This window comes from Streptomyces sp. NPDC058683, from assembly GCF_042716195.1.
Lineage (GTDB): Bacteria > Actinomycetota > Actinomycetes > Streptomycetales > Streptomycetaceae > Streptomyces.
In genome coordinates this window covers 1-12583 of the sequence record NZ_JBHXSK010000108.1, presented here as the reverse complement: position 1 = coordinate 12583, position 12583 = coordinate 1, and the positions used below count along the sequence as shown (strand labels likewise).

The window sequence follows — 12583 nt, the reverse complement described above, 5'->3', positions numbered from 1 at the left end:
GTGGGTGGTGTGGTGGGTGAGGTGGTGCCGGTGGGTCGTGCGGTTCCTGGGGTGCGGTTGTTTGTTCTGGATGGTGGGTTGGGGTTGGTGGCGCCGGGTGTGGTGGGTGAGTTGTATGTGGCGGGGGATCAGTTGGCGCGGGGGTATCGGGGTCGTGGGGGGTTGACGGCGGAGCGTTTTGTGGCGTGTCCGTTCGGGGGTGTGGGTGAGCGGATGTACCGGACGGGGGATCTGGTCCGGTGGACGGCCGAGGGCCAGTTGGTGTTCGTGGGCCGTGCGGACGAGCAGGTGAAGGTCCGGGGGTATCGGATCGAACCCGCCGAGATCGAGAGTGTGTTGACCGACCACCCTGATGTCGATCAGGCAGTTGTGGTCGTGCGTGAGGACGTTCCCGGTGACAAGCGGCTGGTCGCCTATGTGGTGGCTGCCGGCCATGACGGTGTTTCTCTGGCTGCGGAACTGCGGGTCCACGTGGGCGGGCGGTTGCCGGAGTACATGGTTCCATCGGTGGTGGTGGTGCTGGACGCGTTGCCGTTGTCGGTGAGCGGGAAGGTGGACCGGGCCGCGTTGCCGGCGCCCGGGTACCAGGGCGGTGATGGTGCGCGGGGTCCGGAGACGGTGGCCGAGGAGATCGTGTGCCAGGCGTTCGCCGAGGTCCTTGGCCTGGAACGGGTCGGCGCGGACGACAACTTCTTCGAACTCGGCGGTCACTCCCTGCTGGCCGTCTCGCTGGTACAGCGGCTGCGCGAGCAGGGACTGGGCGTTTCGGTGCGGACATTGTTCTCCACCCCCACCCCGGCAGGGGTGGCTGCGTCGAGTGGCGCTCCGGTGACCGAGGCGCCACCGAACGGCATCCCGGCCGGAGCGCGGCACATCACTCCCGAGATGCTGCCGTTGCTGGACCTGACCGCGGCGCAGGTGGACTCGGTCTGCGCGGCGGTGGAGGGCGGCGCGCAGAACGTCGCGGACATGTATCCGCTGGCCCCGCTGCAGGAAGGCATCTTCTTCCACCACCTGCTCGCCGCCTCCGGCGACGCGGACCCCTATCTCTTCTCCTTCGCCATGGCCCTCGGCACCCGCCGGCGGGTGGACAGCCTCCTTTCGGCGTTGCAGCGGGTGGTGGACCGGCACGACATCTACCGCACCGCGCTGGTGTGGGAGGGGCTGCCGGAACCGGTGCAGGTGGTGTTGCGTCGTGCGGTGGTTCCGGTGACTGAGGTGGTGTTGTCCGAGGGTGGGGATCCGGCGGCTGAGCTGTTGGCTGCGGCGGGTTCGTGGATGGACGTGCGTCAGGCGCCGTTGTTGCGGGTGCATGTGGCGCAGGAGCCGGACAGCGGCCGGTGGCTTGCGCTGGTGCAGGTGCATCATCTGCTCCAGGACCACACGGCACTGGACGTGGTCATGGGTGAGGTCGCGGCCTTCATGGCCGGTCGCGGCGAGGAACTGCCGGCGCCGCTGCCGTTCCGTGACTTCGTCGCCCAGGCCCGGCTCGGCGTCTCCCGTCAGGAGCACGAGGAGTACTTCACCGGTCTGCTCGGCGACGTCACGGAGCCCACACTGCCGTTCGGCCTGGCCGACGCCCGTGGTGACGGTTCCGGCGCGGAGCAGGAGCACGTGATGGTCGACGACACCGTGGCACAGCGGGTGCGAGAGCAGGCGCGTCGACTGGGGGTGAGCCCGGCGACACTGTTCCATGTCGCGTGGGCGCGGGTACTGGCGAGTCTGTCCGGCCGCACGGACGTGGTCTTCGGGACGGTACTGCTCGGCCGCATGAACGCGGGTGCGGGCGCGGACCGCACCCCGGGGCCCTTCATGAACACCCTGCCGGTACGGGTGGACGTCGGCGGCCTGGACACGGTCGGCGCGGTCACCGCCATGCAGTCCCAGCTGGCCGGCCTCCTGGTACACGAACACGCGCCCCTGACCCTCGCCCAGCAGGCCAGCGGCGTCCCCGCACCGGCCCCGCTGTTCACGTCGCTCTTCAACTACCGTCACAACCGCCGGCCGGGCAACACCTCTCGTCCGCACGACGGCCGGACCCCGGACATCGGCGTGCTGTTCGTCCAGGAGCGCACCAACTACCCGCTCGCCGTGGCGGTCGACGACAACGGCTCGGACTTCCGGCTGACCGTCGAAGCGCTGGCACCGGGAGAGCCGGGAACGGTGTTGGCGGCGCTGCACACCGTGATCGAGGAACTCGTCGCGGCCCTGGAGGACGCGCCCGGCACCCCCCTGGGTGACCTGAGGACTCTCTCCCCGTCCAGCCATGAGCTGATGGTGGCGGGCTGGAACGACACGGCACTGCCCGTCGCCGATGTCACCTGGCCGGCACTGTTCGCGGAGCGAGTGGCCGCTGATCCCGCCGCCGTGGCGGTGGTGTGCGGGACCGAGGAACTGACGTACGCGGAGCTGGACGAGCGGGCGTCTGGGCTGGCGGAGGTCCTGACCGGGCTGGGGGTGGGCCCCGAATCCGTGGTGGCGCTGATGATGGAGCGCTCGGTGGACGTGGTGGTGTCCGTGCTCGGCGTGTGGAAGGCCGGAGGCGCGTACCTGTTCGCCGAGCCGGGCCTGCCGGCCGAGCGGGTGACCTTCATGCTCACGGACGCCGCGGCGGTGTGCGTGGTGACCGGCACTGCACCGACGGATGGGCCGCCTGGGCAGCCGGCTGTGCCGGTGGTGCGCCTGGAGGATCTCCGGGCGACCGGCCGCGGGGACACGGACATCATGCGACCGGTGACCCCGCAGAAGGCGACAGGGTCGAACGCCGCGTATGTGATGTACACGTCCGGATCCTCGGGATCGCCGAAAGCGGTGGTGGTGAGCCAGCGCAGCGTGGTGAACCTGGCGGTGGGCCTGGGCCCGGTGGTCGGAGCCCGGCCGGGCACGGGCATGTTGCAGTTCGCGTCGTTCGGCTTCGACGGTTCGGTGCTGGACATGGCGGTCGCGCTGGCCGCGGGCGCACGACTGGTGATGGCGACCGCGACGGAGCGCGCCGACCCCGGACTGCTGACGGAGCTGATCAACGGGTCGAGGGTGACCGTGGCCAGTGTGGTCCCGTCATTGCTGTCCGCCCTGGACGCCGGCGCCCTGAGCGGCCTGAGGCGAGTGCTGGTGGGCGGGGAACTGCTCACCGGTGAGCTGGCCCGCGCGTGGTCGAACGGTCGTGAGCTGGTCAACACCTACGGTCCGACCGAGGCCACGGTCATGGTCACCACCACCCCGGTGGATCCGGCACGGCCCGGTCTCCCGCCGATCGGCCGGCCACTGGCCAACACCCGGGTGTACGTCCTCGACGCTTCCCTGTCACCGGTCCCGCCAGGTGTGGTGGGAGAGGTGTACGTGGCCGGCGCACAGCTGGCACGTGGCTACCACGGCCGGTCCGCCCTCACGGCTGAGCGGTTCGTGGCATGCCCGTTCGGCACACCGGGCGAGCGGATGTACCGGACGGGGGACCTGGGACGCCGGACCACCGACGGTCAGCTCACCTTCGCCGGGCGGGTGGACGACCAGGTGAAGATCCGCGGATTCCGGATCGAGCCGGGCGAGATCGAGGCTGTCCTCGCCGCCTGCCCCCTGGTCGCTCAGGTCACTGTCATGGCCCGCGAGGACACCCCCGGCACCATGCGCCTGGTGGCGTACGTCGTGCCGGACGGGGGTACCGAAGTCGACGACCTGCCCGGTGAACTGCGCACCTTCGCGGGCGAGCGGCTGCCGGAGTACATGGTGCCCGCCGCCGTCACGATCCTGGAGCGGCTGCCGCTGACCGTGAACGGCAAGGTGGACCGGGCCGCGCTGCCGGCCCCGGAGTACGCGGGTTCCGGTGGTGGGCGAGGTCCTGCCACAGTGGCAGAGGAACTCATGTGCGGGGCGTTCGCCGACGTGCTCGGTGTCGATCGCGTGGGAGCCGAGCAGAACTTCTTCGACGCGGGCGGCCACTCACTGCTGGCTGCCCGGCTGGTGTCGCGGGTGCGCTCGCTGTTCGGCATCGAGGTCGGCGTGCGGGCGCTGTTCGAGTCGCCGACGCCGGCGGGCTTGGCGGCGCGGATCGGCGGTGCGGGTCCTGCCCGGGCAGGCCTGGCCCGGCGGGAAGAGCGACCTGCTCAGGTGCCGTTGTCGTTCGCCCAGCAGCGGTTGTGGTTCCTGGCGCAGTTGGAGGGGCCGAGCCCGACGTACAACATGCCGCTGGTGCTGCGGCTGTCGGGGCAGGTGGATGCCGACGCGCTGGGGTTGGCGCTGTCGGACGTGACTGCTCGGCACGAGGTGTTGCGCACGGTGTTCCCGGTGGTGGACGGGGAGCCGTTCCAGCGGGTGCTGACGCCTGCCGAGGTGGGCGAGGTGCTGCGGGTCGCCCACGCTGTCGAGGAGCAGGTGGCGGGGCTGGTGGCGGCCGAGACAGGATACGGCTTCGACCTGGCGGAGGAGATTCCGCTACGGGCGCTGCTGGTCGAGACGGCCCCGGATACACATGTCCTGGTGGTGGTGATGCACCACATCGCGGGGGACGGCTGGTCGATGGGGCCGCTGGCCCGTGATGTCTCCCTCGCGTACGCGGCGCGGTGTGAGGGGCGGGTACCGGCCTGGGAGCCGTTGCCGGTCCAGTACGCGGACTACGCGCTGTGGCAGCGGGAGTTGCTCGGTGACGAGGGCGACCCGGAGAGCGTGCTGGCCGCCCAGGTGGCGTACTGGCGGGAGGCGTTGGCGGGCGCGCCGCAGGAACTCGCCCTGCCGGTGGACCGGCCACGTCCGGCGGTGGCGTCGCACCGAGGGCACACTATGGCCCTCGACATACCCGCCGATGTGCATGCCCAGCTCACCGCGTTGGCCCGTGAGCAGGGCGTGACGCTGTTCATGGTGGTTCAGGCCGCGTTGGCGGTGCTGTTGTCGCGGCTGGGCGCGGGGGAGGACATCCCGGTCGGTGCGGCGGTGGCCGGGCGGACCGACGAGGCGCTGGACGACCTGGTCGGCTTCTTCGTCAACACGCTGGTCCTGCGCACTGATCTGACCGGCGACCCGACCTTCGCCGACGTGCTGGAGCGGGTGCGGGAGACCAGCCTGACAGCGCTCGACCACCAGGACGTGCCGTTCGAGCGACTGGTCGAGATCCTGGCCCCGGACCGGTCGATGTCCCGCCACCCGCTCTTCCAGGTCATGCTCACCGTTCAGAATCTCGGACGAGCCCATCTGGAACTCCCCGGCCTCGCGGCGGCGCCGATGCCCGCCGGTCCGGGAGCGGCCAAGTTCGATCTCGACGTGACGTTGAGCGAGGTCTCCGACGGCGACGGCCGGCCGCTGGGGCTGCGCGGCTCGGTGACCGGGTCGGCGGACTTGTTCGACCTGGTCAGCGTGGAGACGTTCGCCCAGCGGTACGCGCGAGTGCTGTCGGCCGTGGCGGCGAATCCTCATGCGCGGGTGGGGCGGGTCGAGGTGCTGTCGGAGGTTGAGCGGGATCGGGTGGTGGTGGGTTGGAATGACACGGGTGTGGTGGTGGGGGATGTGTCGTGGCCGGTGTTGTTCGCGGAGAGGGTAGCGGCTGCGCCGGGTGCGGTGGCGGTGGTGTGTGGCGGGGAGGAGGTGACGTACGGGGAGTTGGACGATCGTGCGTCGCGTCTTGCGGGGGTGTTGGTGGCGCGTGGGGTGGGGTTGGAGTCGGTGGTGGGGGTGGTGTTGGAGCGGTCGGTTGATCTGGTGGTGGCGTTGTTGGCGGTGTGGAAGGCGGGGGCTGCGTATCTGCCGGTTGATCCGTCGTATCCGGTGGACCGGGTCGGGTTCATGCTGGGGGATGCGGCTCCGGTGTGTGTGGTGACGGCTGGTGGGGTGGCGGGGGTGCTGCCGTCGGAGGCTGCGGTTGCGGTGGTGTGTGTGGACGACCCGGCTGTGGTGGCGGAGATGGCGGCGGTGGATCCGGCGGTGGTGGGGGAGCGTTCGCGGTCTGATGGTGCGGCGTATGTGATGTACACGTCGGGGTCGACGGGTGCGCCGAAGGGGGTGGTGGTCACTCAGCGGGATGTTGTGGCGCTGACGGTGGATGGGCGTTGGGGTGAGCCGGGGCGGGTGTTGGGGTTTGCGCCGTATGCGTTTGATGCGTCGGTGTTTGAGCTGTGGGTGACGTTGGGTCGTGGTGGTTCGGTGGTGCTGGCTCCGTCGGGTGAGCTGGACGGCGGGGCGATCCGGTCGTTGGTTGCTGCGTATGGGTTGAGTCGTGTGCATGTGACGGCGGGGTTGTTGCGGGTGCTGGCGGATGAGGATCCGGGGTGCTTCGCGGGGTTGGTTGAGGTGTTGACGGGTGGGGATGTGGTGCCGGCGTTGTCGGTGGCGAGGGTGGTGGAGGCGTGTCCGGGTGTGGTGGTGCGGCATCTGTACGGGCCGACGGAGATCACGTTGTGTGCCACCCAGCATGCTGTGGTGGATGCCGGGGCGGCGGCGGTGTTGCCGATCGGCCGGCCGATGGACAACACCCGTGTCTATCTCCTCGATGGAGGCCTGTCGCCTGTCCCGCCGGGGGTGGCGGGGGAGTTGTATGTGGCCGGGGCTGGGCTGGCCCGTGGTTACTGGGCTCAGTCGGGGTTGACGGCGGAGCGGTTTGTGGCGTGTCCGTTCGGGGGTCCGGGTGAGCGGATGTACCGGACGGGGGATCTTGCCCGTTGGACGGCTGATGGGCAGTTGGTGTTCGTGGGCCGGACGGATGACCAGGTGAAGATCCGCGGGTTCCGGATCGAGCCCGCCGAGGTCGAGGCAGCTCTGGCGGCTCATCCGGGGGTGGCTCAGGCGGTCGTCGTTGTTCGCGAGGACACGCCCGGTGACAAGCGGCTGGTCGCGTATGTGGTGCCCGAGGACGCGGATGTTGCTGCTGCGGACCTGCGTGGCTTTGTGGGGCTGCGGTTGCCGGAGTACATGGTCCCGTCCGCGGTGGTCATGCTGGATGTGCTGCCGTTGTCGGTGAACGGGAAGGTGGACCGGGCCGCGCTTCCGGCGCCCGAGTATGCGGGGACCGATCGTGCTGGTGCGCCCGCGAGCGTGGTTGAGGAACTCATGTGCGGGGCGTTCGCCGATGTGCTTGGTGTGGAGCGGGTGGGTGTGGAGGACAGCTTCTTCGAGCTGGGCGGTCACTCCCTGCTGGCGATGCGTTTGGTGTCGCGTGTGCGGTTGTTGTTCGGTGTCGAGTTGAGTGTGCGTGCGTTGTTCGAGTCGCCGACGCCGGCGGGCCTGGCGGCGCGGGTCGGTGGTGCGGGGTCGGCGCGGGTCGGTCTGGTACGGCAGGCGGAGCGTCCCGAGCGGGTGCCGTTGTCGTTCGCGCAGCGACGGCTGTGGTTCCTGGCGCAACTGGAAGGTTCCAACCCGACGTACAACATGCCCGTCGTGCTCCGGCTGACCGGACAGCTGGACACCGGAGCACTGCGAGTGGCGCTGGCTGATGTGCTGGCGCGGCACGAGGTGTTGCGCACCACATTCCCCGCTCCGGACGGAGAGCCGTTCCAGCGTGTGCTGGGCATGGACGGACTGGGGGACACCCTGCGGACTGCCGCCTCCGGCACCGAGGACGAGGTGGCGGACCTGGTGGCGGCCGAGACGGGGCACGGGTTCGACCTGGCGGTGGAGATCCCGTTCCGAGCCCTGCTGATCGAGGCCGGTCCGGACGAGCATGTGCTGGTGGTGGTCGTTCATCACATCGCGGGGGACGGCTGGTCGATGGGACCGTTGGCCCGTGACCTGTCCGTCGCCTACGCGGCCCGGTCCGAGGGACGTACGCCGGGGTGGGAGCCGTTGCCGGTCCAGTACGTCGACTACACCCTCTGGCAGCACGGCCTGCTCGGCGGCGAAGGAGACCAGGAGAGCCTCCTGGCCCGGCAGGTGACGTACTGGCGGAAGTCGCTCGCGGGGATTCCGCAGGAGCTGGAGCTGCCGGTGGACCGGCCGCGTCCGCTGGCGGCGACGCACCAGGGCCATGCGGTGGCGCTGGAGGTGACCGCCGAGGTGCACGCACGGTTGGCCGCGTTGGCGCGTGAGCAGGGCGTCACGTTGTTCATGGTGGTTCAGGCCGCCTTGGCGGTGCTGTTGTCGCGGCTGGGCGCGGGGGAGGACATCCCGGTCGGCACGGCGGTGGCAGGGCGGACCGACCAGGCGCTGGACGACCTCGTCGGCTTCTTCGTCAACACCCTGGTGCTGCGCACCGATGTGTCAGGTGACCCGACCTTCGCCGGTCTGCTGGAGGGGGTGCGGGAGACCGGCTTGGCGGCTCTGGAGCATCAGGATGTGCCGTTCGAGCGGTTGGTGGAACTGCTGGCTCCGGACCGGTCGATGTCCCGGCACCCGCTCTTCCAGGTCATGCTCACCGTGCAGAACCTTGACCGGACGGCCCTCGAGATGGCCGGCCTCCAGGTGGCGCCGATGCCCGCCGGCCCTGCGCCGGCGAAGTTCGATCTGGACGTGGCGGTCGGTGAGGTGGTCGACGGGCTCGGCCGCCCGCTGGGATTGCGGGGGTCGGTGACCGGGGCCGCGGACCTGTTCGACGCGGAGACGGTCGCGTCGCTCACCGGCCGCCTGGTGAGAGTACTGGAAGCGGTGGCCGCCGATGCCGACGTGCGGGTGAGCCAGGTGCCGGTGCTGTCGGACGCCGAGCGGCATCAGGTGGTGGCGGGCTGGAACGACACGGCGGTGCCGGTGGCTGAGGCGACCTGGCCGGTGCTGTTCGCGCAGCGGTTGGATGAGGATCCGGGTGCGGTGGCGGTCGTCTGTGGGGATGAGCAGCTGACGTACGCGGAGGTGAACGAGCGCGCGACACGCCTGGCGGAGACATTGACGGACCTGGGGGTGGGTCCCGAGTCGATGGTGGCCGTGGTGATGCCGCGGTCGGCGGACGTGGTCGCGGCGGTGGTCGGGGTGTGGCAGGCGGGGGCCGCGTACCTGTTCGTCGATCCCGCGCTCCCGGCCGAGCGGGCGGCGGCGATGCTGGCGGACGCGGGACCGGCGTGTGTGGTGATCGGCAGCGGTCCGACGGAGACACTCCCTGTGGGCATCTCCGTACCGGTACTGCGGATGGACGAGCTCGGGGAGGCGACGGAAGCGGCCAGGGAGCCGGTGGCGGGACAGCCCGGTGCGGCGGCGTACGTGATGTACACCTCGGGGTCCACCGGACGGCCGAAGGGCGTGGTGGTCTCACACGCGGCCGTCGTCCATCTGGTCGCGGCCTTGGGCCCGGTGACCGCAGTCGGACCGGGAACGGGGATGCTCCAGTTCGCGTCGTTCGGCTTCGACGGCTCGGTGCTGGACCTGGCGGTGACGCTGGCGTCGGGCGGCCGGCTGGTGGTGGCGACCACGGCGGAGCGCGGCGATCCCGCGCTGCTGGCGGCGACGCTGAACAGGGCGGACGTGACGGTGGCGAGCGTGGTCCCCTCTCTGCTGGCCGTCATGGATCCCGACGCGGTGCGGAGCCTGGAACGCGTCCTGGTGGGCGGCGAGTTGCTCACCGGCGACCTGGCACGGGTGTGGGCCGACCGCCTGGACCTGGTGAACACGTACGGGCCGACCGAGGCGACGGTCATGGTCACCACCACGTCCGTGGAGCGCGATCCCGTGACAGCCCCGCCGGTCGGCAGGCCGGTGGCGAACATGCACGTCTATGTGCTGGACCGTTGGCTGCGGCCGGTACCGCCGGGAGTGGCCGGGGAACTGTACGTGGCAGGGGCTGGGCTGGCCCGTGGCTACCAGGCTCAGCCGGCCTTGACGGCGGAGCGGTTCGTGGCGTGTCCGTTCGGGGCGCCGGGTGAGCGGATGTACCGGACCGGGGACCTGGTCCGGTGGACTGCCGACGGTCAGCTGGTGTTCGTCGGGCGGACGGATGATCAGGTGAAGATCCGTGGCTTCCGTGTTGAGCCGGGTGAGGTCGAGGCGGCGGTGACCGCTCACCCGGGGGTGGCTCAGGCGGTGGTCGTCGCTCGTGAGGATGTGCCTGGTGACAGGCGGTTGGTCGCCTATGTGGTGCCGGTGGAGGAGAGCGGGAGTGCCGGTGATCTGACCGCGGGGGTCCGGGCGTTCGCCGCTGAGCGGGTGCCGGAGTACATGGTGCCGTCGGCGGTGGTGGTGCTGGATGCGTTGCCGTTGTCGGTGAACGGGAAGGTGGACCGGGCGGCGCTTCCGGCTCCCGAGTCTGCGGTGGCTGGTGGTGGGCGCGGGCCTGCCACGGTGTCGGAAGAGATCGTGTGTGAGGTGTTCGCCGAGGTTCTGAACCTGGAGCGGGTGGGGGCGGAGGGCAACTTCTTCGAGTTGGGTGGTCATTCGCTGCTGGCGGTGTCATTGGTGCAGCGGTTGCGTGAGCGCGGACTGAGCGTGTCGGTGCGGGCGTTGTTCGAGTCGCCGACGCCGGCCGGGGTGGCCGCGGCCGGTGACGGCGGCGGTGTGGTCGAGGTGCCGCCGAACGGTATTCCGGCTGGTGCGCGGCACATCACGCCGGAGATGCTGCCGCTGGTGGATCTGACGGCCGCGCAGGTCGAGTTGGTGTGTGCGTCGGTCGAGGGCGGCGCGGCGAACGTGGCGGACGTGTATCCGCTGGCTCCGTTGCAGGAGGGCATCTTCTTCCACCACCTGCTGGCCGGTCCCGGTGCCGCGGATGTGTACCTGGCACCGATGACGCTGGCCTTCGACGGCCGCCGGCGCCTGGACGACTTCCTGTCGGCGTTGCAACAGGTCGTGGACCGGCACGACATCTACCGCACCGCGCTGGTGTGGGAGGGCTTGCCCGAGCCGGTGCAGGTGGTACGGCGTCACGTGGTCGTGCCGGTCACCGAAGTGGTCCTGCCGGAGAGCGAGGACCCGGCGGCCGAGCTGCTCGCTGTGGCGGGTTCGTGGCTGGACCTGCGCCAGGCGCCGTTGCTGCGCGTGCATGTGGCGCAGGAGCCGGAGAGCGGGCGGTGGTTGGCGTTGGTACAGGTGCATCACTTGCTCCAGGACCACACGGCGCTGGACGTGGTGATGTCTGAGGTCGCCGCGTTCATGACGGGCCACGACGACGAGTTGCCGGCGCCGCTGCCGTTCCGTGATTTCGTCGCTCAGGCGCGGCTCGGAGTGTCTCGTGAGGAGCATGAGGAGTATTTCGCGGGTTTGCTGGGCGATGTCACGGAGCCGACGTTGCCGTTTGGTCTGGCTGATGCGCGTGGTGATGGTTCTGGTTTGCGGCAGGCGCGGTTGATGTTGGGGGAGGGGTTGGCGGAGGGGGTGCGGGTGCGGGCGCGTGAGTTGGGGGTGAGTCCGGCGACGTTGTTCCATGTGGCGTGGGCGAGGGTGGTGGCGGGTCTGTCCGGGCGCTCGGACGTGGTGTTCGGGACGGTGCTGTTGGGTCGGATGACTGGTGGGCGGGGTGCGGAGCGGGTTGCGGGTCCGTTCATGAACACCTTGCCGGTGCGGCTGGATGTCGGGGCTCATGACGCTGTTGAGGCCGTGCGGGTGATGCAGTCCCAACTGGCCGGGCTCCTGGTGCACGAGCACGCGCCGCTGGTGTTGGCGCAGCAGGCCAGCGGTGTACCCGCGCCGGCTCCGCTGTTCACCGCCCTGTTCAACTACCGCCACGGTGGGCGCGCCAATGACACCGGCAGGCCGGTCGGCGGCCAGGGGATGCGCATGTTCCTGGCTCAGGAGCGTACGAACTATCCGTTGGCTGTGGCGGTTGATGATGTGGGGGTTGGGTTCGGGGTGACGGTGGATGTGGTGGATCCGGGGGATGCGGGGGTGGTGTGTGGTCTGTTGGAGGCTGCGGTGGAGGGGTTGGTGGCTGCGTTGGGTGGGGTGGGGTCTGGGGTGGCGTTGGGTGGGTTGGGGGTGTTGTCGGAGGAGTTGTGTCGGCGGATGGTGTCGGAGTGGAATGACTCGGGGTCGGTGGCGGGGGTGTGGGTGCCGGATGTGTTTGCGGAGCAGGTGGCGCGTGATCCGGGTGCGTTGGCGGTGGTGTGTGGGGATGAGGAGGTGACGTACGGGGAGTTGGATGATCGTGCGTCGCGGCTGGCGGGGGTGTTGGTGGAGCGTGGGGTGGGGCTGGAGTCGGTGGTGGGGGTGATGCTGGAGCGGTCGGTGGAACTGGTCGTGGCGTTGCTGGCGGTGTTGAAGGCGGGCGGTGCCTATCTGCCGCTGGATCCGTCGTATCCCGCTGAGCGGGTGGAATTCATGCTGGCGGATGCGGGACCGGTGTGTGTGGTGACGTCCGGGGCTCTGGCGCCTGAGGCTCCGTCGGGGGTTGGTGTGCCCGTGGTGTGTGTGGACGATCCGGCTGTGGCGGGAGCGGCGAAGTGGAGGGGCTCTCGTTCGGGCGGTCCCGGTAACGCGGCGTATGTCATCTACACGTCGGGGTCGACGGGGGTGCCGAAGGGTGTGGTGGTGTCGCATGGGGGGTTTGGGGGTTTGGTAGCGGGTCATCGGGGGTTGTTGGGTGTGGGGCCGGGGTGTCGGGTGGGGCAGTTTGCGTCGCCGAGTTTTGACACGTTCGGGTGGGAGTGGTCGATGGCGTTGTTGACGGGGGCGGTGTTGGTGGTGGTGCCGGAGGAGGTGCGGTTGGGTGTGGGGTTGGGGGAGTTTCTGGGTCGTGAGGGGGTGACGCATG

At 70.1% G+C, this 12583-nt stretch carries 1 protein-coding gene; it reads left to right on the top strand.

Annotation, left to right across the window (positions count from 1 at the left end; translation table 11 throughout):
• Window positions 1-12583: amino acid adenylation domain-containing protein (locus tag ACFWXC_RS52565; RefSeq protein ID WP_384491396.1), on the top strand; the 12583-nt coding region annotated here is incomplete at its 3' end.